We start from the raw sequence: 21,039 nt of genomic DNA on the forward strand, positions 1-21,039 counted from the left end.
TGGGCTCGGAGATGTGTATAAGAGACAGCACATGAACGGTGACTGATCCACCGCAATCGCGAGCAAGCTCACTCCTACACAGAATTTTTGAGAATTCAGCCATGCTCCAAGTCGAAAAGCTCCACCAGTATTACGGCGGCAGCCACATCCTCCGAGGCCTGTCGTTTGACGTAAAAATCGGCGAGGTCACGTGCCTGCTCGGTCGTAACGGCGTGGGCAAGACCACGCTGTTGAAAGTGCTGATGGGGCTGCTGCCCGCCAAAGAAGGCGTGGTGCACTGGGAGGGCAAGCCGATCACCGGTTTTAAGCCCCACCAGCGCGTGCATTCCGGAATCGCCTACGTGCCCCAGGGCCGGGAGATTTTCGGCCGACTGACCGTTGAGGAAAACCTGTTGATGGGCCTGTCGCGGTTCCCCGGCTCGGAGGCCAAGGAAGTCCCGCCGTTCATTTACGAGCTGTTCCCGGTGCTGCTGCAGATGAAGCACCGGCGTGGTGGTGACCTGTCCGGCGGTCAGCAACAGCAACTGGCGATCGGTCGCGCCCTCGCCAGTCGCCCTCGCCTGCTGATTCTCGACGAGCCCACCGAAGGCATTCAGCCCTCGGTGATCAAGGAGATTGGCGCGGTGATCAAAAAGCTCGCGGCGCGTGGTGACATGGCGATTCTGCTGGTCGAGCAGTTCTATGACTTCGCCGCCGAGCTGGCGGATCAGTACATCGTCATGTCCCGCGGCGAGATCGTCCAGCAGGGCCGCGGCGAAAACATGGAGGCCGAAGGCGTTCGGGGTCTGGTCACTATTTAATGCGCCGATCAGCTAAGGTACGGTCCTTCGATAACACGATAATCGACTTATGAATCTTCCTGCCCACACCGCCCTGTTCACCCCCAGCTGGCATGCCGAGCTGGAGCTGGCGTATGGGCGTTTCGGCGACAGCACGCGCCCGACCCAGCGACGCCATAAAGGTCCGTTGCGGGTGCAAAAGCATCTGTACGCAGAAGGCCCGCAGGTCTGCCAGCACATCATCGTTCACCCGCCGGGCGGCATTGCCGGCGGCGACCGGCTGGACATCAGCGCCAGCGTCGGTGCCAACGCCTGGGCGCAATTGACCAGCCCCGGCGCAGCGAAGTGGTACCGCGCGGCGGGTCCGGCTTATCAACAACTGGACATCAAAGTCGCTGCAGGCGGCACGCTGGAGTGGCTGCCCCAGGAGAGCATCGTGTTCAGCGAGGCCAAGGCTGAACTGACCACGCGAATCGACCTTGAAGGCGACGCCCGGCTGTTTTATTGGGATGTGGTTGCACTGGGCCGGCCGGCCAGTGGCGAGCGTTTCGATCAGGGCCACTTTCAGGCGCATCTGGATATTCGGCGTGACGGCAAGCTGCTGTGGCACGAGCGCCAGCGCATCGTCGGCAATGACGGCTTGCTCGATTCGCCGATCGGCCTCGGCGGCAAACCGGTGTTCGCAACGCTGATAGTGACCGGGGAAATCGACGCTGAATTGATGGAGCGCTGCCGCGAGCTGGCCGAACATTCCCCCGTGCGCGGCGACCTGAGCCAGCTGCCCGGGCTGATCATCGCCCGTTGCCTGGCAGACGAAGCCCTGCATGCGCGGGCCTGGCTGATTGCATTATGGAAGCTGCTGCGCCCTGCCCTGTTGGGCCGGGAAGCGGTGGCGCCGCGGATCTGGAGCACTTGATGGGACGCGTTGCCCGACCCGCTCCCTCGGGGCACGCATAGACATGCTGTAGGAGTGAGCTTGGTCTGGGCCGCATCCGGACGATAGCGATCCGTCAGATAGGAATATGTCTCTGACACACCGCAATCGCGAGCAAGCTCACTCCTACAGATACATTGCAGCGCTGACTTATTCAGTTATTTAAGACGGACAAAACCCATGGACCTGACACCACGCGAAAAAGACAAGATGTTGATCTTCACCGCAGGCCTGGTGGCCGAGCGGCGGCTGGCACGCGGTGTGAAGCTCAACTACCCGGAAGCGATGGCCTTCATCTCCGCCGCCCTGCTGGAAGGTGCGCGGGACGGCCAGACCGTTGCCGACCTCATGCACTACGGCACCACCCTGCTGACCCGCGAACAAGTGATGGAGGGCATCCCGGAAATGATCCCGGAAATCCAGGTCGAGGCCACCTTTCCGGACGGCACCAAGCTGGTCACCGTGCATCAACCGATTGCCTGAGCGACGCATTGAAGCTGAGATGCCCACTGAAACAGCCACACAGGAACCCGTGGAAACGAACATGACCTATTCGATTCGTGACGCATTGCTGACGGACATGCCGGCCGTGCTGGCCATCTACAACGACGCCGTGCTCAACACCACGGCGATCTGGAACGAGCAACCGGTGGACCTCGCCAACCGCGAAGCCTGGTTCGCCGCGCGCCAGGCCCAGGCGTACCCGATTCTGGTGGCGATCGACGCCGACGATCAGGTGCTGGGCTATTCGTCGTTCGGCGACTGGCGGCCATTCGAAGGCTTTCGCCACACCGTTGAGCACTCGGTTTACGTGCGTGCCGATCAACGGGGCAACGGCCTGGGTCCGCTGCTCATGAAAGCGCTGATCGAACGCGCCCGAGCCTGCGACAAGCACATGATGGTCGCGGCCATCGAAAGCGGAAACGCGGCGTCGATTCACCTGCACGCGCGCGAGGGTTTCATCACCACCGGGCAGATGCCCCAGGTCGGCACCAAGTTCGGCCGCTGGCTGGACCTGACCTTCATGCAACTGGACCTGTCGCCCGGCGCCTCTGCTCCACCCTCGCAAGCGCCCGGCATCAAGCCTGTCGCCTGAATGTTCATTCTGAAAGGATTTCGCCCATGAATGCCGCCCACTTACGCCGTGTCACGCCAGAAAGTTTTGCCCACTATCGCCCGGGTCTGGTGGCGCTATTGCTCGACGCCGTGCGCGACGGCGCGTCGGTCGGGTTCATGGCGGATCTAGGCGCCGAGGAGGCTGCCGACTGGTGGGACGGCGTCAAAGCCGAGGTCAAGCAGGGCAACGTGCTGCTGTGGGTGGTGGCAGAAGAAGACCAGGTGCTGGCGACGGTGCAATTGGCGCTGTGCCAGAAGGCCAACGGCCTGAACCGCGCCGAGGTGCAGAAATTGCTGGTGCTCAGTCAGGCGCGTCGGCGCGGGCTGGCAACTCAATTGATGACCGCCGTGGAACAGGCCGCGCAGCAGCATCAGCGCGGGCTGTTGTTTCTGGACACGCTGGCAGGTTCCGATGCTGAAGATTTCTATCGCGCGCTGGGTTACGAGCTGTCTGGCCTGCTGCCGGACTACGCCTGCAACCCCGACGGCGAATACAAGGCCACGGCCATTTACTACAAGTTACTGTCGAGGAAGAGCGCATGATTCCTGGTGAGTACCAGATCCAGCCCGGCGACATCGAGCTCAACGCCGGTCGCCGCACCATCACCCTCAGCGTCGCCAACAGCGGCGACCGGCCGATTCAGGTCGGCTCGCACTTTCATTTTTTCGAGACCAACGACGCCCTGACCTTCGACCGCGCCGCCAGCCGGGGCATGCGCCTGAACATCCCGGCCGGCACCGCCGTGCGCTTCGAGCCAGGGCAGGCGCGGGAAGTGGAGTTGGTGGACCTGGCCGGGTTGAGGCGGGTTTTCGGGTTTGCCGGAAGAGTTATGGGTGAACTGTAAAACGCGTTCACTTTCCAGCCAGGTCAAGCTGCAAGCGCCAAGCACAGCAGTCCGCGGCGTACACAACATTCGCTTTTACTTGCAGCTTGCCGCTTGCCGCTTGCCGCTTGCCGCTTGCCGCTTGAGGCTTGCCGCTTTGATTCGAGGAACGAAGTATGAAGATCAGTCGACAAGCCTACGCCGACATGTTTGGCCCCACTGTCGGCGACCGTGTGCGTCTGGCCGACACCGAGCTGTGGATCGAGGTCGAGCAGGACTTCACGGTCTATGGCGAGGAAGTGAAGTTCGGCGGTGGCAAGGTCATTCGTGACGGCATGGGCCAGGGCCAGGGCGTGGCTGCCGAAGTCGTCGACACGCTGATCACCAACGCACTGATCGTCGATCACTGGGGCATCGTCAAAGCCGACGTCGGCCTCAAGGACGGGCGCATCGCGGCCATCGGCAAGGCCGGCAACCCGGACATCCAGCCCGGCGTCACCATCGCCATCGGCGCGGCGACCGAAGTGATTGCAGCCGAAGGCATGATCCTCACCGCTGGCGGCGTCGACACCCACATCCACTTCATCTGCCCGCAGCAGATCGAGGAAGCGCTGATGAGCGGCGTCACCACCATGATCGGCGGCGGCACCGGCCCGGCGACGGGCACCAACGCGACCACGGTCACGCCCGGCAAGTGGCACATGATGCGCATGCTGCAGGCCGCCGAAGCGTTCCCCATGAACATCGGCTTCACCGGCAAGGGCAACGTCAGCCTGCCCGAGCCTCTGATCGAGCAGGTCAAGGCCGGCGCCATCGGCCTCAAGCTGCACGAAGACTGGGGCACCACGCCAGCAGCCATCGACAACTGCCTGAGCGTCGCTGATCAGTACGACGTGCAGGTGGCGATCCACACCGACACCCTGAACGAATCCGGCTTCGTCGAAACCACCCTGGCGGCGTTCAAGAACCGCACCATTCACACCTACCACACCGAAGGCGCCGGCGGCGGTCACGCACCGGACATCATCAAGGCCTGCGGCTTCCCTAACGTGCTGCCGAGCTCGACCAACCCGACCCGGCCGTTCACCCGCAACACCATCGACGAGCACCTGGACATGCTGATGGTCTGCCATCACCTGGACCCCAGCATCGCCGAAGACGTCGCGTTCGCCGAGAGCCGCATCCGCCGCGAAACCATTGCCGCCGAGGACATTCTTCATGATCTGGGCGCATTCTCGATGCTCAGCTCCGACAGCCAGGCCATGGGCCGCGTCGGCGAAGTGATCATGCGCACCTGGCAGACCGCCGACAAAATGAAGCGCCAGCGCGGGCCATTGCCTGGTGACGGCGAGGGAAATGACAACTTTCGCGCCAAACGCTACATCGCCAAATACACCATCAACCCGGCGATCACCCACGGCATCAGCCATGAGGTGGGCTCGGTGGAAGTGGGCAAATGGGCGGACCTGGTGCTCTGGCGCCCGGCTTTCTTCGGCGTGAAACCGACGCTGATCCTTAAAGGTGGGTCGATTGCCGCGAGTCTGATGGGCGACGCCAACGCCTCGATCCCGACCCCGCAGCCGGTTCACTACCGCCCGATGTTCGCCAGCTACGGCAGCTCGCTCCACGCCAGCAGCCTGACCTTCATCAGCCAGGCGGCCTTTGATGCCGGCGTTCCGGAGCAGCTGGGGCTGAAGAAACAGATTGGGGTGGTGAAGGGCTGCCGCAGCGTGACCAAGGCCGACCTCATCCACAACGACTACCTGCCGAACATCGACGTGGACCCGCAGACGTATCAGGTCAAGGCCGACGGCGTGCTGTTGTGGTGCGAGCCGGCCGAGGTCTTGCCGATGGCGCAGCGGTATTTTCTGTTCTAAGCGCAGAACTCACTTTGTTGTGGGAGCGAGCTTGCTCGCGAAGGGGCCGGCGCATCCACCCACTCTTTCAGTGGCTGAAATGCCGCCTTCGTGAGCACGGTGGGGCGCGACCCTGGTCTCCTACATGGCTTGTTTTGGCTGCCTGACAGCGCTTCAACTGGACGGCGAGCCAACACTAAGAGGAAGCGCACGCAAATGCGTGATGCTTCCTGCAACAACATGGCGGTACTATGCGCGCTCTCATTCAGCGCCCCGCCAGCAAGGTAGTCCCCCATGCGTCTTTCGGACTTCATCGTTCAGAATGTGGATCGCATCGTCGATGAGTGGGAACGGTTTGCGGCCACGCTGACGCCCGCAGCCGCCCAGATGAGTTCAGTCGAGCTGCGCGACCACGCCGAGGCGATCCTTCTCGCGGCGGCCCGTGACATGAACACCGCCCAGACCAAGGCCGAGCGTATCGCCAAGGCTCAGGGCGAAGACATCGGCAAAACCCCGACACTCGATCAGGCCGCCTCCAGTCATGGCGAGCTGCGGCATATCGTCGGGTTTGATCTGGTGCAGATGACCTCCGAATTCCGTCACCTTCGGGCCACGGTTGTGCGCTTTTGGGCAGAAAGCCAGAAAGAGCCACAGGCCAGTCACCTCACTGACATGATTCGCTTCAACGAAGCCATCGACGAAGCCCTGGCCGAGTCGACGGCCGCCTACGCCGATCGCGTGACGCGTTCCCGTGACATCTTTCTCGCCATTCTCGGCCACGACCTGCGCGCGCCCTTGCAGGCCATCGGCATGTCGTCCGAAGTGCTCATGCGCAAAACCGCGCTGACGGACGCCGATCTTGCGTATATCAAGCGCATCAAGAGCAGCAGCCTGTTGATGGGAACGATGATCAGCGATTTGCTGGAGTTCGTTCGAAGCCGTCTCGGCGTCACGTTGCCGGTCGAACGCAAGCCGATGGAGATGACCCTCGCCTGCCGTGAAGCCATTGACGCGGCCACGGCGGGGCAGCCCGATTGCAACGCAGTGTTCACCAGCACCGGTGAGACCCGGGGCGAGTGGGATCAGGCGCGCATCGCGCAATTGCTGCAAAACCTGATTGGCAACGCCTTGCAGCATGGCGCGGCGACGCGTCGGGTCACCGTCACGCTCACCGGCAGCGAAAACCACGTGAGCCTCTCGGTGCACAACGACGGCGAGCCGATTGCGGAGGAAGCCATCGGCAGCATCTTCGACCCGCTGGTGCGCTCGGCCAATGAAAAGGCCGGCATCCACAACCCGTCCACCAGCCTGGGCCTGGGACTGTTCATCGTAAAAGAAGTGGTGAACGCCCATGGCGGCGGCATCACGGTCGTGTCCAACGTCGGAGACGGCACGACGTTTACCGTGGAATTGCCGAAGAAAGGCTAGCAGGCGGTTGCACGGAATCGCTATCGGCCAAACACCGCGCTGTTGCAGGGGCACTCGATACCTGTGGGAGTGAGCTTGCTCACGAAGGCGGCAGTCCTGCCGCCGAATATGTAACGAATGAAAAGGCCTCTTCGCGAGCAAGCTCGCTCCCACAATGACGTCGTCAGCAGGAAGATCGCTATCTGGCAGAAACGCAGCCCATGTGGGAGTGAGCTTGCTCACGAAGACTGCATCCCTGCTGCCGAAGATGTAGCGGATGGAAGGGCCTATTCGTGAGTAAGCTCGCTCCCACAATGACGTCGTCAGCAGGAAGTTCGCTATCTGGCAGAAACGCAGCACTTGTTTAAATGAGCTTGCTCACGAAGACTGCATCCCTGCTGCCGAAGATGTAGCGGATGGAAGGGCCTACTCGTGAGCAAGCTCGCTCCCACAATGACGTCGTCAGCAGGAAGATCGCTGTCTGGCAGAAACGCAGCACTTGTGGGAGTGAGCTTGCTCACGAAGGCGGCAGTCCTGCCGCCGAAGATGTAACGAATGAGAAGGCCTCTTCGCGAGCAAGCTCGCTCCCACACCGCCTTTTAGGCCAGCCTGTCAGTCGAGAAACCGCCCCAACCGCTGCCTGAGCATGCGGTTTTCCGCCCTCACGTGTTCAAGCTCGTCGAGCAGGTTCAGCGCCAGGGCGACGCCGTCCCATTCCAGCTGCAATTCGTAATGCAATTTGACCGCGCGTTTGGCAATCGACAGCGCCGCGCTGTCGAACAGCCATTCGTCCGGCTGCCTTCCCTGGGGTTCGAGAATGCCATGTTCGACAATCTCGATGACGAAGGCGGCCGGCAGGTCGACCACCTGACAGAACTCCTGCATGTCGATGACCAGGGTGTTGCTCATGATCAGTTACTCCATTGAGCCCTCGGATCGAACGCGGCCTGCTCGGCCAGCTTTTCCCACAGCGCTTTGGTAGCCTCATCGGTGGATTTGGGCATGACGATTTTCAGTTGTGCGTACAGATCGCCGCGCTGGCCTTGCTTGTTCAAAAGACCATTGCCTTTGACCCGCAGCCGCTGGCCGTTCTGACTGTCCGGACGGATGGTGAGATTGATCTTGCCGGTCAGTGTCGGAACGGCGACCTTGGTGCCCAGCGCCGCTTCCCACGGCGCGATCGGCACCGTGATGATCAGGTCGTGGCCCTCGACGTCGAACATCGGGTGCGGCGCCAGACGAATGATCAGATAGAGATCGCCCTTCTCGCCACCGGCCACGCCGGGAGCGCCCTGCCCTTTCAAGCGGATGCGCTCGCCATCGGTGACGCCCGCCGGGATCTTCACGTTCAGCGTCTTGGTGATGTCCGCCATGCGCTGGCCGTTGGCGCTGTGCTGCGGCACCTTGAAGCTGATCTGCTTGGACTCGGTGGAGAGCGTCTCCTCCAGAAACACCGCCAGTTCCATCTCCACATCCTGCCCTCGACGCCCCGGGCTCTGCGCCCGACCGCCTTGCTGACCACCACGATTGCCGAAGATAGAGCTGAAGAAGTCGGAAAAATCTCCGTCCTCGAAGCCGCCGCCGCCAAAACCCGGCCCTGCGCCCGCGCCGCCACGGCCCTGCCAGCCAGGCGGCGGCTGGAACCGGCCCTGACTACCGTACTTACGGATCTCGTCGTATTCGGCGCGCTTTTCCGGATCGCTCAGCGCTTCATAGGCTTCGGAAGCCTCTTTGAATTTGTCTTCCGCGCCAGGCTCTTTGCTGACGTCGGGATGATACTTGCGCGCGAGCTTGCGATAGGCGGTCTTGATTGTCTTTTCGTCCGCCGTCGGCTCTACGCCAAGGATCTTGTAATAGTCTTTGAAGTCCATCTGACGGTCACCCAATTCTGGAATATCCAGCCCAGTCCGCACCGCGTTTCACATGTGAACGCTGGCAGCGTTGAACGTTGCAAGGTTATCGGCACGCAGTCGCGCGAAATGAAACGCTGTCCAGACCGGCCAAAAGCATTAAAGAGTTGCCTGCTAGATTGGGGCTCGGGGCCGCAGTTCAAGACACGCGCGCGAAATAGATGCCCAGCGGCTGATAAACCGACGTTTCGCGCTACGCATCCGGCGCGCACTCGCATACACTGCGCGGCCGTTTTTTGACTGGTATGCAAAGCAGATGAGCACTCCATCCCCGGCCCGTGCCCTTGGCATCGATTTCGGCACGTCCAACTCCACGGTCGGCTGGCTGCGTCCCGGAGCGGAAACGCTGATCGCGCTGGAGGACGGCAAGATCACGCTGCCTTCGGTGGTGTTTTTCAATATCGAAGAGCGCCGCCCGGTCTACGGTCGCCTCGCCCTTCACGAATACCTCGAGGGCTACGAAGGCCGCCTGATGCGCTCGCTCAAGAGCCTGCTGGGTTCCAAGCTGATCAAGCACGACACCAGCGTGCTCGGTACGGCGATGCCGTTCAAGGACCTGCTCGGGCTATTCATCGGCGAACTCAAGAAACGCGCCGAAGCCTCGGCCGGTCATTCCTTCGAGCAAGTGGTGCTGGGCCGTCCGGTGCATTTCGTCGATGACGACGCTGCCGCCGATCAAGAGGCCGAAGACACCTTGGCCGACGTGGCGCGCAAGATCGGCTTCAAGGACGTTTCCTTTCAGTTCGAGCCGATTGCGGCGGCGTTCGACTACGAGTCGACCCTGGACCGTGAAGAGCTGGTGCTGATCGTCGACATCGGCGGTGGTACGTCGGACTTCTCGCTGGTGCGTCTGTCCCCGGAGCGTCGGTTGATCGATGACCGCCACAGCGACATCCTCGCCACCGGCGGCGTGCACATCGGCGGTACCGACTTCGACAAGCAGCTGAGCCTGCAGGGCGTGATGCCGCTGTTTGGTTACGGCAGCCGGATGAAAAGCGGCGCCTACATGCCGACCAGCACGCACATGAACCTGGCGACCTGGCACACGATCAACTCGGTGTATTCGCAAAAGTCGCAACTGGCGCTGGGCAGCATGCGCTATGACATCGAAGACACCCAGGGCATCGACCGGCTGTTCAAGCTGATCGAGCAACGCGCCGGCCACTGGCTGGCGATGGAAGTGGAAGAGACCAAGATCCAGCTGACCGAAGCGGACAGCCGCCCGGTGCCGATGGACCGCGTCGAGCCCGGCTTGAGCGTCGACCTGACGCGGCAGTTGTTCGTATCGTCCATCGATGCGCTGCTCGAACGCGTGCGCGGCAGCGTGACGAATCTGCTGAATCAGGCAGGCGTGGGCGTGACCGATGTCGACACCGTGTTCTTCACCGGCGGCTCCAGCGGCATCCCGGCCCTGCGCAACAGCGTCGCCGCCATGCTGCCCAAGGCTCGGCACGTCGAAGGCAACATCTTCGGCAGCATCGGCAGCGGCCTGGCGATCGAAGCGAAGAAGCGCTACGGCTGATTCGCAGCTGTCTTGCCCTCAGTGGGACCGCGTGCACTTGCAGGACTGGCTTTAGCCGGGAAAGCGTCAGGCGTCACGCCGCGAAATTGAGGGTGTTGGTACACGCCTCTTCCCGGCTGAAGCCGGTCCTACTGACCGCGTGCAAATGTAGGACTGGCTTTAGCCGGGAAGACGCCGGGTGTCACGCCGCAAATCTTATGGCTCACCCACTGGCCCCTTCCCGGCTGAAGCCGGTCCTACTAAGACACCGCGTGCACTTGTAGGACTGGCTTTAGCCGGGAAGGCGTCGGGTGTCACGCCGCAAATCTTATGGTGCACAAACCGGCCCCTTCCCGGCTAAAGCCGGTCCCACTGACCGCGTGCAGCGGTGAAAAGGGTTCAGATCTCTTGAGCACCAGTCGCTATACCAACTCCGCCCGGCGCAGTTCGCTTTTCAGGTACGCGTAATAAATCGGCCCTGCGACCACGCCCGGCAGGCCGAAGGCGGCTTCGAAGATCAGCATCGCCAGCAGCAATTCCCACGACTTGGCGCTGATCTGCCCGCCGACGATCCGTGCGTTGAGGAAATACTCGACCTTGTGGATCACGATCAGGTACCCCAACGCCGCCATCGCCACCCAGATCGACAACGACATGCCGACGATAAAGATCAGCGTGTTGGACATCAGGTTGCCCACCACCGGAAGCAGGCCCAGCAGAAAGGTCAGCACGATCAGGGTTTTGGTCAGCGGCAGGTGCACGCCACAAAGAGGCAGGATCACCGCCAGGAAGATCGAGGTGAACGCCGTGTTCAGCAGCGAGATCTTGATCTGCGCGAAGACGATATTGCGGAAGGCTTGGGTCAGCAGGTGCAGACGCTCGAACAGCGCCGCCGCCAATGGCTTGCGCTTGGTGACATCGGGAATGCGCTGCAAGGCAATGATCGCGCCCAGCACCATGCCGATCAGCAGCGTCACGAACATGTGCGCCGCGCCCTTGCCGAGCAGTTGCAGCTCGCCGAGGTGCTTGGTCAGCCAGGCGCTGAGCGACACCTGAAACTCGGTGGCGCTGGCCGGCAGGTAGTTGTCGATGAAGGGCGGCAGCTGACCGCGGGCGCGATCCACCAGAATCATGAATTTATCCAGTGACGCGCCGGGGTTTTCCGCTTCGTGCAGCAAAAAGCTGATCGCGCCGGCAAACAGCAACGCCAACACGGTCACCACCAGAGTCCCCAGCAACGCCACCGCCAGCCATCGCGCGCGCTCGCCGGCAATCAGCCGTTGCAGCTGCGGCGTGAGCATGTCGACCAGCTCATACACCAGCAAACCCGCCAGCAGACTGGGCAGAAGGTTGAGCGGCAGGACCAGCAGCAACCCGCCGAACACGAGAATGCAACTGGCCAGATAGACTTGACGGGGCGTAAACGTTGGCATACAGCCTCAAAACGAGCGGCGTGAAGGATGGGCAGTCTGCCAGCGTTCTGAGTGGAGAACCAGCGACGCGAAAGCCCTTGAGGGCTCAAGCGCAAGGAGGCTGCGATTGCAGGCCAGATCATCGGCCGCAATCGCAGAAAGTACAGGGGCTGGCGCCGCTTTTCAGCGCCTGGAATCGGCTCGGAAAATTATTTCTTTTTAAGACAATCGCTCATGAATGCCTTGCGCGCATCGCCCTTGAGCGCCTGGGTACTGGCCGTGGCGTTGCAGGTTTTCATCTTCTCCTGCTGAGTGGCGGCAGGCGCAGGCGCGGCCTTCAGGCAGGTGCTCATGAACGCCTTGCGCTCGTCGCCCTTCAGGGATTTGGCCGAGGCATCGGCGTTGCAGGTGGTCATCTTGTTTTGTTGCGCGGTGGCGGCAAAACCCTGGGCGCTCAGCAGCAGGCCCAACACCAGCAGAGGAATACGCAGCATCGTCATCGGTTTTCTCCGGAAGCGCCAGGCACCTGCATGGCTTTCAAAGCAGTGTAGTCAAAGAATGTTGCTGCATATTTCTGCAAATGCACAGCGTGCGCTGGACGTGCGGACTGACAGGCCGATAATGGCGCCTCATTCAACAGCCGGTTCGCTCATGCAATACCTTTATCCACTGCTGACCGTCATGATCTGGGCGGGCAACAACGTCATCACCAAGGCCGCCGCAGGGCGTATTTTCCCGGCTGAAATCGGCTTCTATCGGTGGTTGCTGGCGGGGGTTTTGTTCACGCCGTTTCTGCTCGGCCCCGTGCTGCGCAACCGGGCGCAGATCAAACCCATCATTGGCAAAGTGGTGGTGCTGGGCGTCTTGGGCATGGCGATTTATCAGAGCCTGGCGTACTACGCGGCGAATATCACGACGGCCACCAACATGGGCATCATTCTGTCGCTGGTGCCGGTGATGACGCTGGGCATGTCGATCGCCAGCCTCGGCACGCGGCTGACTGCAGGCGCACTGGTCGGTGCAATTGTGTCGTTTGCCGGCGTCTTATGGGTGGTGTCACAAGGGAGCTGGAGCTTGCTGGTTGCCCATGGCATCAACGTCGGCGATGTGATGATGCTTGTCGCAACGCTGGCCTACGCGACCTACAGCACGCTGCTGAAGAAATGGCAGTTGCGCATGCCGCCGTTGCAGCTGCTCTATCTGCAGATTCTGGTGGCGATCATTGCGCTGTTTCCACTGTTCGTGATTTCACCGAAGACTGGCTTGAACGCGAGCAACATTCCGTTGGTGCTCTATGCGTGCATCCCGACCTCGATGCTCGCGCCGCTGCTGTGGATGAAAGCGATTTCCATCCTCGGACCCAGCCGTACCACGTTGTTTTTCAACCTGGTGCCGATCCTGACGGCGCTAGTTGCCGCGCTCGCGCTGGGTGAGCAACTGGCGTCGTATCACTTTATCGGCGGTGCCCTGACGCTGGGCGGGGTGATCCTGGCAGAACGCTGGACCACACCGCTGCGCAAGGCCGCGATCGGTTAAACCTGTCTGTCGGATGAACCCGGCAGTCAGGCTTTGTCGTGATCCTCCGCAGCGTGAATCGACACATCGGTAATGCCCAGTACATGGGGCAGACCGATGGTGTCTTCACCGGTATCGAAGGGGTCATCTTCAACGGCCACGTTGTGCTTGAGCGCCAGCTCGTGCACAACCTCGATGATCGGCACGTCGAGGTTTTCAATCAGATCGACATGGTGCTCACCGGCCAGCGTGTACTCGATTTCATAAAGCTCTTTATCGCTCATCGCATCTCTTCCTACGCGACCTCACGGGTCGACTGATCACGAACTACGGCCAAATAAGTCAACGACCGGCGGCTTTGAGACGCGCGGCGTGTTTCAGGAACCACCCAGGGGATTGGCTCCCTTGCCCACCAGACCGAAGTGCTGGTTGACGATGTCGAAATGGTCGAGCGGGTAGTCATCGCTGATTTAAACCAGGTGAGAACTGCATCTCCCGACCATGCCATCAGATTGACCTCGCTGTTTCGCGAACGTGCGAGCAATTTTCGGCAGGTGAGATTTGACGATAATCAGCCCAGGATGGCCCGCGATTGCCCCTAAGCGCGACAGGTGCGGGTAATGCCCCATCGCCATCAATTTGATCGAACTCTTTTGCCTCTCCAATGCTCCTAAGAGCAACGGGCCAACAATGGCCTTTTTCGCGGAGCGATTCGAATGTTCAAGCAATCCCTGGCAGTAGTGATTTCCATGGCCGCATTGGCTGGTTGCGCATCGACCACCCTGCCCAACCCGGTTGATTACGCGACCTATCGCAATGAGCCGCTGGTCAAGCAAGTCGAAGAAGGCATGACCAAGGAACAAGTCCTGACCATCGGCGGCACGCCATCGACAACTGTTCAGCGTCGCGCCCATCCCGGCACTTGCAACAACTACGTGCTGAATCGCGAAGGCCATCAGCAGGCTTACTACGTCACCTTCGACAACAATGGCCGCGTCAACAGCAAGGGCTTCATGACGTGCGAACAGCGTGACGCCAACGAACGCGCCATGTGATCTGACGCCATTGGTTTGAATGGATGAGTCCACCCGTAATCACTGTGCCGGTGCATCGCAAGGATGCCCGGCACTGCCGTGATCGCGGGGGATTCGTCCTGAAGCACGCTCGCCCCGCTTTGCCCCACGCTGAAAAGCCCCCGCGTCAAAAAGTCCCTCAACAAAAATCAAACTTTTGCCAGTGCCCACCACTCACACCTTAAGACCCCGATCCTGCCGGGCGCCTGCTTCAGGCATGGCGCAACAGAGCGCGACGGAAAAAAACCGGAACAGCCCTGGAGAAATCTGATGATCAATCTGCACCCAATGACCGATGTCGCCACCCTGCGAGAGCGCGCGCGCAAAAACGTCGAAGACGGCGCCGTCACTGAAGGCTACAACGGTGATCGTGATGAGGTCCTGCGTTTGCTGAACTCGTCGCTGGCCACCGAACTGGTCTGCACCCTGCGTTACAAACGCCATTACTTCATGGCCAAGGGGATTAAATCCCACGCAGCAGCCGATGAGTTTCTGGAACACGCCAATCAAGAACTCGAACACGCTGACAAGCTGGCCGAGCGCATAGTGCAGCTGGGCGGCGAGCCGGAATTCAACCCGGACCTGCTGAGCAAGAATTCCCACGCGCAATATGTGGCCGGCAACACGCTGAAAGAGATGATCACTGAAGACCTGGTGGCCGAGCGCATCGCGATCGACAGCTACCGCGAAATCATTCAGTACATCGGCGACCAGGACCCGACCACCCGCCGCATCTTTGAAGAGATCCTGGCGCAGGAAGAAGAGCACGCCGACGACATGGCCGACCTGCTCGACGGCCTCTGATACGCAACACGCAATGCAAAAAGCCAGGGCATGCCCTGGCTTTTTTGTGGATAACTTTCAGGCGGGATGTTTAGGGTATACCGAGCTATTCGCGAGCAAGCTCGCTCCCACAAGGGCCAGATCAACCAGACGCTGAATCAGGCGCCGAACCCGGTTATGTGTGAGCGAGCTTGCTCGCGAAGAGGCCCGCACATCCGACGCATGTCAGGCGGCAGTGATGCCGCCTTCGCGAGCAAGCTCACTCCTACAGGACCGGGTACAACGCAAGCCCGCGCCGAAGCCGGGCATATTGAGGAAGTGAAGACGGCACAGATCCGGTGCCGAACTCACTTCACCGTTTTCGGCGCCTTGCCCGAGCGCATCTGCTCCAGCAACGCGGTGCACTGGTTAGGCGCGTCCCCGCTGCTCGGCGCTACGAGTGCCAGCAATCCCGCCGCCGGCCCCACTGCCGCGCCCAGCAGCACCATTCCCGCGCCACGCAGCAACAGCGGACCCGACTCCACACCCGCATTGGGCTTGCTGAACGGCCCGCGCACGTACAGCGGCGAACGCAGGGAGAAGACCCGGAAGCCTTTCGATTCCGGCGTGATCTTCATGTCCAGTTGCTCGGTCTTCAGGTTCGCCGTGCCGTCGACGTAAATGATCGCGTTCTCGGTATCGAACACGAACACCTTGGTGCTCGCCAAGCCGTCCTTGAAGCCCACATCAGTGGCCGCACAGTTGATCTTCACGTCCTTGTCGCCAAACAGCTTGCCGACCACGTAGTTACCCACGTTCAGCCCGGCAATCTCCATCAGGCCACGGCTGACAGCGCCGTCATTGACCAGCATCTTCAGCTCGCCGTTGGAGGTGCCCAGCAAGGCAGCAACCGAGTTGCCCCGACCACTGAGATCGGCATCACCGTTGAGCTCGCCAAAGCTGGTTTTCATCGGTTCGAAGGTCGGGAACAGCTGCTTGAGCTTGAAACCTCGAGCCGACAACTTGGCGCGGCCTTCCAGCGGCTGGGTATGGCCGTTCAGTTTGATATCGGCGTCGAGCTTGCCGCCGGCGACACCGAAGCGCAGCGGCTGCAGGCTCAGTACGCCATCGTTGAGTACTACATGGGTGTAAAGATCAGTGAACGGCAGGTCGGCGCTCTGCACGATGCGCTTGCCGGTGAACTCAACGTCGGCATCCATGGCAGCCCAGCGGTCGGTCTTGAACTCCTCGACCGGCAGCACTTTGCCTGTCGGCTGCTTGCTCTCGCCGCCGCGGGTCTTCTGCTCGGCGTTGGAATCGGCGCCGATCAGCGGCTTGAGGTCAGTCATCAGCAACTGATTGGACACCAGCGCGCCGGTCAGCTTGGGACGCGGTTCGCTCGCCACGAAGCCGAGATCACCGTGGATATCGCTGTCACCGATCTTGCCGTTGAAACCCTTGTACTGAAACGACGCACCGGCCGGGTCATGCAGTTTTGCGACGAGGCGTCCATCGGTGGAGTACGGCGGGGAATCCGGCAGGGTCACGCCGGTCAACGGATACAGGTTGCTGAGGCTGTCGCCGGACAGTTTCAGGCGCAGGTCCAGTTCACCGAGATTCTGCGGATCGGTCACGGTGCCCGCGATGACGACACGCAAAGCGCCCGCACTGACGTCGGCCTGTACCGGGAATGGCAGCGCGGCGTCTTTCAGCGCCAACAGCCCACCCACTTTGCCGCTGCCGTTGAGTTTCTGGCCGTGGTACTGGCCTTTGGCGTTAAAGCCGAAAGCGTAGTCCTGAGCCGAAGCGCCCTTGTCCTGGACCTTCTTCGCCTCGCTGCTGCCGACGATGTCGCTGTAGGGAATCGGCTTGCCCAGCGGGTCGATGACCACGTCAACGGCCGTGTTGATCTTCTGGTCGTTGTAGCTCACGAAGCCTTTATCGAAGCCGATCGAGCCGATGTCCACCACCCAGCTCGACGGTTTGGCGTTCGGATCGCTCTTGGGCAGATCAAACACCCAGTTGGCGCGGCCATCGGCCAGACGCTCGATCTTTGCGTTGGGCTCGGTCAGGTTGATACGTGGAATGACCACGCGCTGGGCCAGCAGCGGCAAGGGAGACAAGCGCAGATCGACGCGCTTGAGCGTGACCATCTGCGGCGTCTTCGACCATTCCGGGTTGCCCAGTGCAATGTCTTCCGCCGACATATGCGGCCACGGCACCCAGGCGCGCCAACCGCCTTCGTCGGGCTCCCGGTGCCAGCTCACGGCCAGATTGCCGTTGATGGCGAAGGGGCGATGCAGTTCTGCAGACACCTTTTCATTGATGGTCGGCTTGAGCCGGTTCCAGTCGAACGTGGCGATCACAATGATCAGAATCACCAGCAGCAGCAGCAGGATTGCGGCTGTCCAGGCGAAAATTTTACGGCCTCGCGTCATTGCGTCATCTCCCCAAAACCGACGCGCCGTCCAGGGCGCGTCTCGTACGTCGTAACGGTTCGACTGAGAAAAGCCGCGTCGGTTTGATGAAATCTGTATTCAGGGTCAGAAAAGTTCCGCGCCCCGCCCATACCGTACGTCCAGACGAGCGCCACTGTTGATCCGAAACGCGCTGAGAAGCCCGCCCGGCAAGGGGTCCGCAGCCGCATCATTTCTGTCGATGGTCACCATCAGCCCGCTGAACTTCTTTATCCACAGGTCAGCGGTAAAATCGCCAGCACGTTCACACAACCCTTTACACCCGAGCATCCTTCCATGAAACGCCAATTGATTGCCCTGACCCTTTCCCTACTTGCCTCGAGCGCGTTTGCGATGCCTGCCACCGAACAAGCGATCCTTGGCGAAGCGAAGGCGACGCAGCATTCGGGTTTGCCGACTGTCGCGCAGGACGGCCCGGATCGATTGATCAATCAATATCAGCGCGTTGCCGACAACGGCCCTGATCGCCTGATTCAGCAGTACCAGCGCGTTTCCTGATTCTTACCCGTTGCATCGAAAAGCTTCCCGGCTAAAGCCGGTCCTACAGAAAGCCAGTCCTAGGGGACAACGCGGCGCTTGATTAGTGGGACCGGCTTTAGCCGGGAAGAGGCCGGTTTGAGCACCCTCAATCCGCCAGCATAAGCGCGAGAACCGCCCGGCCTTGATCGCCGGGCTTTTTATTGCCCGACGTGAAACCGGGTTCGACGCCACGCAAACGCATTTGCTAGAGTTGCGGCCCATGCCTTCATCAGATACACGCCCCATGCTGCCCCGCGCCGAACAGAAACAGCAGACCCGCCATGCCCTGCTCGATGCAGCCCGGGGCCTGATGGAGAGCGGACGTGGTTTTGGCAGCCTGAGCCTGCGCGAAGTGGCGAAAACCGCCGGCATCGTGCCCACCGGTTTCTACCGGCATTTCGATGACATGGACCACCTCGGCCTGGCGCTGGTCAGCGAAGTCGGCCAGACCTTCCGTGAAACCATCCGCCGCGTGCGCCACAACCACAACATCCACAGCGGCATCATCGACGCCTCTATCCGCATCTTTCTGGATGTCGTGGCCGCCAACCGCTCGCAGTTTCTGTTTCTGGCGCGCGAGCAATACGGCGGCTCGTTGAAAGTGCGTCAGGCGCTTGGTGCACTGCGCGAAGGCATCATCGCCGACCTTGCGACCGACCTGGCGTCGATGCCCAAATTCCAGCACCTGAACACCGACGACCTCTCGGTCATGGCCGACCTTGTGGTCAAGAGCGTGTTCGCCATGCTCCCCGAGCTGATCGACCCGCCGCCCCCGGCGTTGGCCGCACACCTGACCCCGCGCGCGAAAATCACCCAGCAACTGCGCTTCATCTTTATCGGCGCCAAGCGCTGGCAGGGACTGGGCAGCACCGAGTGACCCGCGAGCGTTCACTGCTGTGCATTACGCCATCACCCCCCAACCACACTGCACCACCGAAGTGCATCGCTGCGATTGATGCACCGGTAAGACGCATCCGATAGCTCTGCCCATTCATCGCTGCACCGTATTCAGGCAATTGCTGCGCTTCACGCCTGTTGGCAAGGCACTTGCTCTAGCCCTTGCATCGCACATTGCTGGAAGCTTTCTGATGCTCGTCATTCATCAAAGAACCGAACCTCAGGCTGAATGGGCCGCAGAGCTGCATTTGATTTTCGAGGCCCGGAGCAAAAGCCGGCTGCGCTGTTTCAGTGCCGAAGGTGAAGACGTCGGGCTTTTCCTTGAACGGGGTCAGCCGCCGTTGCGTGACGGAGATTTCCTCAAGGCTGAAGACGGCCGGATCGTGCGCGTCTGCGCGCGCCCTGAACAGCTGATGCACGTGACGTGCAGCAACGCTTTCGAACTAACGCGCGCGGCGTATCACTTGGGCAACCGCCATGTGGCGCTGCAAGTGGGCGACGGCTGGCTGCGTCTGCTCGACGACTACGTGCTCAAGGCCATGCTCGATCAACTGGGCGCCACCACCGAATCCATCGAAGCGCCCTTCCAGCCCGAGCACGGCGCCTACGGTGGCGGCCATCACCACTCCCGCGCCGGTGAAGAAGACTTCAATTACGCGCCGCGCATTCACCAATTCGGCGTGCGCACGTGAACGCCGCCTGGGCGCTGCTGCGTCTGGCGAGCCCGCAACTGCCGATCGGCGGTTACAGCTATTCCCAGGGCCTGGAAATGGCGGTCGAGCAATCCACCGTTCACGACTCGGCCAGCGCCGCCCGCTGGATTGGCGACCAATTGCTGCTCAACCTTGCGCGATTCGAAGCGCCGCTTTTACTGGCGCACTGCACGGCGGCTGCCGAAGACGACTGGGCGACGTTGCTGCAATTGAGCGACGCACACCGCGCCAGCCGCGAAACCCGCGAGCTGCATCTCGAAAGTCGGCAGATGGGTTACTCGCTGCAGCAATTGCTCAACGGCCTGCCGGAAATGGATCAGCCCGCACGGGATTTTCTGCAGCGCGTGGGCGAGCCGCATCTGGCGCTGGGCTGGGCACTGGCTGCGCGCGCGTGGCAGATCACTCCTCAGGACGCGCTCGCCGCCTGGCTCTGGAGCTGGCTGGAAAACCAGCTGGCGGTGCTGATGAAAACCCTGCCACTGGGGCAGCAAGCCGCCCAGCGCCTGACCAGCGAGTTGCTGCCGCTGCTGCAGAACGCCCAGCAACACGCGACCGCGCTGAATCCTGAACACATCGGCAGCGCGCCATTCGGTCTGGCGCTGGCGAGCATGAACCATGAGCGGCAATACAGCCGCCTGTTCCGATCATGAGGTGGCCGCCATCGGCGCAGCGCCTCGAACCGCACAACCTGCTTAACGGAGAGAACGAATGAACAGCCAACCTTTGCGCGTCGGCATCGGCGGTCCGGTCGGTTCCGGCAAGACCGCCCTGACGCTCGCGCTGTGCCTGGCCCTGCGAGATCGCTACAACCTGGCGGTGGTCACCAACGACATCTACACCCGTGAAGACGCTGATTTTCTGGTGCGCAACGAAGCACTCGCGCCTGAGCGCATCATCGGCGTGGAAACCGGCGGATGCCCGCACACGGCGATCCGCGAAGACGCGTCGATCAATCTGGAAGCCGTCGACCAGCTCAATCGGCGCTTCGAGGGACTGGACCTGATCATCGTCGAGTCGGGCGGCGACAACCTGTCCGCGACGTTCAGCCCGGAGTTGTCGGACCTCACCATTTACGTGATCGACGTGTCGGCAGGCGACAAGCTGCCGCGCAAGGGTGGCCCCGGCATCTGCAAATCCGATCTGCTGGTGATCAACAAGATCGACCTCGCGCCACTGGTGGGTGCCTCGCTGGAGATGATGGACCGCGACACGAAGAAGATGCGCGGCGACAAGCCGTTCGTGTTCAGCAACCAGAAAACCGGTCACGGCCTGGAGCAGATCGTCGCGTTCATCGAGCGTCAGGGCCTGCTGACTGCTGCCTGATTTCGTCCACCCAAATGGCTC

23 protein-coding genes and 1 pseudogene are annotated in these 21,039 nt (G+C 61.4%); 17 read left to right on the forward strand and 7 right to left on the reverse strand.

What is annotated here, in order from left to right:
• Positions 1-101 precede the first annotated feature (101 nt).
• From urtE to ACYASU_RS20410, 8 genes are all read left to right on the forward strand, one after another.
• A complete protein-coding gene (gene urtE / locus ACYASU_RS20375; protein ID WP_463583859.1) occupies positions 102-800 on the forward strand; it encodes an urea ABC transporter ATP-binding subunit UrtE in 699 nt (232 codons plus the stop codon).
• 49 nt (positions 801-849) lie between these two features.
• A complete protein-coding gene (locus ACYASU_RS20380) occupies positions 850-1,695 on the forward strand; it encodes an urease accessory protein UreD (protein WP_346626817.1) in 846 nt (281 codons plus the stop codon).
• Positions 1,696-1,893: 198 nt separating this feature from the next.
• Positions 1,894-2,196, forward strand: a complete 303-nt coding sequence (locus tag ACYASU_RS20385; RefSeq protein ID WP_020293711.1) for an urease subunit gamma — start codon at positions 1,894-1,896, stop codon at positions 2,194-2,196.
• A gap of 61 nt (positions 2,197-2,257) precedes the next feature.
• On the forward strand, positions 2,258-2,809 hold the full coding sequence (locus tag ACYASU_RS20390) for a GNAT family N-acetyltransferase (protein WP_463583860.1): 552 nt from the start codon (positions 2,258-2,260) through the stop codon (positions 2,807-2,809).
• A gap of 26 nt (positions 2,810-2,835) precedes the next feature.
• Positions 2,836-3,372, forward strand: coding sequence for a GNAT family N-acetyltransferase (locus tag ACYASU_RS20395; RefSeq protein WP_369303819.1), 537 nt, complete (start codon positions 2,836-2,838; stop codon positions 3,370-3,372).
• Positions 3,369-3,674, forward strand: coding sequence for an urease subunit beta (locus ACYASU_RS20400; protein WP_065987755.1), 306 nt, complete (start codon positions 3,369-3,371; stop codon positions 3,672-3,674). Before ACYASU_RS20395 ends, ACYASU_RS20400 begins: the two co-directional genes overlap by 4 nt.
• A 155-nt stretch (positions 3,675-3,829) precedes the next feature.
• The gene (gene ureC / locus ACYASU_RS20405; protein WP_463583861.1) at positions 3,830-5,530 is read left to right on the forward strand and encodes an urease subunit alpha; all 1,701 of its coding nucleotides are present in this window, start codon (positions 3,830-3,832) and stop codon (positions 5,528-5,530) included.
• A 273-nt stretch (positions 5,531-5,803) separates the two neighbouring features.
• Positions 5,804-6,937 (forward strand): sensor histidine kinase, encoded by a 1,134-nt coding sequence (locus ACYASU_RS20410; protein WP_192173462.1) that lies wholly within the window; start codon positions 5,804-5,806, stop codon positions 6,935-6,937.
• A 591-nt stretch (positions 6,938-7,528) separates the two neighbouring features.
• Here the strand turns inward: ACYASU_RS20410 and ACYASU_RS20415 are convergent.
• Together ACYASU_RS20415 and cbpA are read right to left on the reverse strand one after the other, a co-directional pair.
• The gene (locus tag ACYASU_RS20415; protein WP_282367806.1) at positions 7,529-7,825 is read right to left on the reverse strand and encodes a chaperone modulator CbpM; all 297 of its coding nucleotides are present in this window, start codon (positions 7,823-7,825) and stop codon (positions 7,529-7,531) included.
• A 2-nt stretch (positions 7,826-7,827) separates the two neighbouring features.
• A complete protein-coding gene (cbpA, locus tag ACYASU_RS20420; protein ID WP_172610563.1) occupies positions 7,828-8,787 on the reverse strand; it encodes a curved DNA-binding protein in 960 nt (319 codons plus the stop codon).
• 295 nt (positions 8,788-9,082) lie between these two features.
• Between cbpA and ACYASU_RS20425 the strand changes: the two genes are divergently transcribed.
• Entirely contained in the window at positions 9,083-10,348 is a 1,266-nt protein-coding gene (locus ACYASU_RS20425) for an Hsp70 family protein (RefSeq protein WP_463583862.1), read from the forward strand.
• Positions 10,349-10,749: 401 nt separating this feature from the next.
• On the opposite strand, the gene ACYASU_RS20430 is transcribed toward ACYASU_RS20425, so the two are convergent.
• On the reverse strand, positions 10,750-11,760 hold the full coding sequence (locus ACYASU_RS20430; protein ID WP_133774480.1) for an AI-2E family transporter: 1,011 nt from the start codon (positions 11,758-11,760) through the stop codon (positions 10,750-10,752).
• 188 nt (positions 11,761-11,948) lie between these two features.
• Positions 11,949-12,239, reverse strand: a complete 291-nt coding sequence (locus tag ACYASU_RS20435; protein ID WP_346626821.1) for a PsiF family protein — start codon at positions 12,237-12,239, stop codon at positions 11,949-11,951.
• A gap of 151 nt (positions 12,240-12,390) precedes the next feature.
• Between ACYASU_RS20435 and ACYASU_RS20440 the strand changes: the two genes are divergently transcribed.
• A complete protein-coding gene (locus ACYASU_RS20440) occupies positions 12,391-13,275 on the forward strand; it encodes a DMT family transporter (RefSeq protein WP_463583863.1) in 885 nt (294 codons plus the stop codon).
• A 26-nt stretch (positions 13,276-13,301) separates the two neighbouring features.
• On the opposite strand, the gene ACYASU_RS20445 is transcribed toward ACYASU_RS20440, so the two are convergent.
• Together ACYASU_RS20445 and ACYASU_RS20450 are read right to left on the reverse strand one after the other, a co-directional pair.
• A complete protein-coding gene (locus ACYASU_RS20445) occupies positions 13,302-13,538 on the reverse strand; it encodes a hypothetical protein (protein WP_037015625.1) in 237 nt (78 codons plus the stop codon).
• Between the two features lie 58 nt (positions 13,539-13,596).
• Positions 13,597-13,796, reverse strand: a pseudogene (locus ACYASU_RS20450) (triacylglycerol lipase); the annotation flags it as partial.
• A 174-nt stretch (positions 13,797-13,970) separates the two neighbouring features.
• Between ACYASU_RS20450 and osmE the strand changes: the two are divergent.
• The gene (osmE, locus tag ACYASU_RS20455) at positions 13,971-14,309 is read left to right on the forward strand and encodes an osmotically-inducible lipoprotein OsmE (RefSeq protein ID WP_133774484.1); all 339 of its coding nucleotides are present in this window, start codon (positions 13,971-13,973) and stop codon (positions 14,307-14,309) included.
• Positions 14,310-14,597: 288 nt separating this feature from the next.
• Positions 14,598-15,131 (forward strand): ferritin-like domain-containing protein, encoded by a 534-nt coding sequence (locus tag ACYASU_RS20460; RefSeq protein WP_065987767.1) that lies wholly within the window; start codon positions 14,598-14,600, stop codon positions 15,129-15,131.
• 326 nt (positions 15,132-15,457) lie between these two features.
• Here the strand turns inward: ACYASU_RS20460 and ACYASU_RS20465 are convergent, their stop codons facing one another.
• Entirely contained in the window at positions 15,458-17,527 is a 2,070-nt protein-coding gene (locus tag ACYASU_RS20465) for an AsmA family protein (protein ID WP_463583864.1), read from the reverse strand.
• Positions 17,528-17,842: 315 nt separating this feature from the next.
• Here ACYASU_RS20465 and ACYASU_RS20470 point away from each other — a divergent pair, with 315 nt between their 5' ends.
• From ACYASU_RS20470 to ureG, 5 genes are all read left to right on the forward strand, one after another.
• A complete protein-coding gene (locus ACYASU_RS20470; protein ID WP_463583865.1) occupies positions 17,843-18,064 on the forward strand; it encodes a hypothetical protein in 222 nt (73 codons plus the stop codon).
• Between the two features lie 265 nt (positions 18,065-18,329).
• Positions 18,330-18,962 carry a TetR family transcriptional regulator gene (locus ACYASU_RS20475; RefSeq protein ID WP_463583982.1) on the forward strand — a complete coding sequence of 211 codons (633 nt, stop codon included), beginning with the start codon at positions 18,330-18,332 and terminating at the stop codon, positions 18,960-18,962.
• A gap of 211 nt (positions 18,963-19,173) precedes the next feature.
• On the forward strand, positions 19,174-19,674 hold the full coding sequence (gene ureE / locus ACYASU_RS20480; protein ID WP_192171068.1) for an urease accessory protein UreE: 501 nt from the start codon (positions 19,174-19,176) through the stop codon (positions 19,672-19,674).
• Positions 19,671-20,345: an urease accessory protein UreF gene (locus tag ACYASU_RS20485; protein ID WP_463583866.1), complete on the forward strand. Its 675-nt coding sequence runs from the start codon at positions 19,671-19,673 to the stop codon at positions 20,343-20,345. The genes ureE and ACYASU_RS20485 overlap by 4 nt, the downstream gene beginning before the upstream one ends.
• A 58-nt stretch (positions 20,346-20,403) precedes the next feature.
• Positions 20,404-21,018 carry an urease accessory protein UreG gene (gene ureG / locus ACYASU_RS20490; RefSeq protein WP_037015648.1) on the forward strand — a complete coding sequence of 205 codons (615 nt, stop codon included), beginning with the start codon at positions 20,404-20,406 and terminating at the stop codon, positions 21,016-21,018.
• Positions 21,019-21,039: the final 21 nt, after the last annotated feature.

Source organism: Pseudomonas sp. HP_12, assembly GCF_055283955.1.

Coding starts and splice junctions, on each gene's coding strand:
- urtE (WP_463583859.1), top strand. CDS start 102: ATGCTCCAAGTCGAAAAGCTCCACCAGTATTACGGCGGCAGCCACATC.
- ACYASU_RS20380 (WP_346626817.1), top strand. CDS start 850: ATGAATCTTCCTGCCCACACCGCCCTGTTCACCCCCAGCTGGCATGCC.
- ACYASU_RS20385 (WP_020293711.1), top strand. CDS start 1,894: ATGGACCTGACACCACGCGAAAAAGACAAGATGTTGATCTTCACCGCA.
- ACYASU_RS20390 (WP_463583860.1), top strand. CDS start 2,258: ATGACCTATTCGATTCGTGACGCATTGCTGACGGACATGCCGGCCGTG.
- ACYASU_RS20395 (WP_369303819.1), top strand. CDS start 2,836: ATGAATGCCGCCCACTTACGCCGTGTCACGCCAGAAAGTTTTGCCCAC.
- ACYASU_RS20400 (WP_065987755.1), top strand. CDS start 3,369: ATGATTCCTGGTGAGTACCAGATCCAGCCCGGCGACATCGAGCTCAAC.
- ureC (WP_463583861.1), top strand. CDS start 3,830: ATGAAGATCAGTCGACAAGCCTACGCCGACATGTTTGGCCCCACTGTC.
- ACYASU_RS20410 (WP_192173462.1), top strand. CDS start 5,804: ATGCGTCTTTCGGACTTCATCGTTCAGAATGTGGATCGCATCGTCGAT.
- ACYASU_RS20415 (WP_282367806.1), bottom strand. CDS start 7,825: ATGAGCAACACCCTGGTCATCGACATGCAGGAGTTCTGTCAGGTGGTC.
- cbpA (WP_172610563.1), bottom strand. CDS start 8,787: ATGGACTTCAAAGACTATTACAAGATCCTTGGCGTAGAGCCGACGGCG.
- ACYASU_RS20425 (WP_463583862.1), top strand. CDS start 9,083: ATGAGCACTCCATCCCCGGCCCGTGCCCTTGGCATCGATTTCGGCACG.
- ACYASU_RS20430 (WP_133774480.1), bottom strand. CDS start 11,760: ATGCCAACGTTTACGCCCCGTCAAGTCTATCTGGCCAGTTGCATTCTC.
- ACYASU_RS20435 (WP_346626821.1), bottom strand. CDS start 12,239: ATGACGATGCTGCGTATTCCTCTGCTGGTGTTGGGCCTGCTGCTGAGC.
- ACYASU_RS20440 (WP_463583863.1), top strand. CDS start 12,391: ATGCAATACCTTTATCCACTGCTGACCGTCATGATCTGGGCGGGCAAC.
- ACYASU_RS20445 (WP_037015625.1), bottom strand. CDS start 13,538: ATGAGCGATAAAGAGCTTTATGAAATCGAGTACACGCTGGCCGGTGAG.
- osmE (WP_133774484.1), top strand. CDS start 13,971: ATGTTCAAGCAATCCCTGGCAGTAGTGATTTCCATGGCCGCATTGGCT.
- ACYASU_RS20460 (WP_065987767.1), top strand. CDS start 14,598: ATGATCAATCTGCACCCAATGACCGATGTCGCCACCCTGCGAGAGCGC.
- ACYASU_RS20465 (WP_463583864.1), bottom strand. CDS start 17,527: ATGACGCGAGGCCGTAAAATTTTCGCCTGGACAGCCGCAATCCTGCTG.
- ACYASU_RS20470 (WP_463583865.1), top strand. CDS start 17,843: ATGAAACGCCAATTGATTGCCCTGACCCTTTCCCTACTTGCCTCGAGC.
- ACYASU_RS20475 (WP_463583982.1), top strand. CDS start 18,330: ATGCTGCCCCGCGCCGAACAGAAACAGCAGACCCGCCATGCCCTGCTC.
- ureE (WP_192171068.1), top strand. CDS start 19,174: ATGCTCGTCATTCATCAAAGAACCGAACCTCAGGCTGAATGGGCCGCA.
- ureG (WP_037015648.1), top strand. CDS start 20,404: ATGAACAGCCAACCTTTGCGCGTCGGCATCGGCGGTCCGGTCGGTTCC.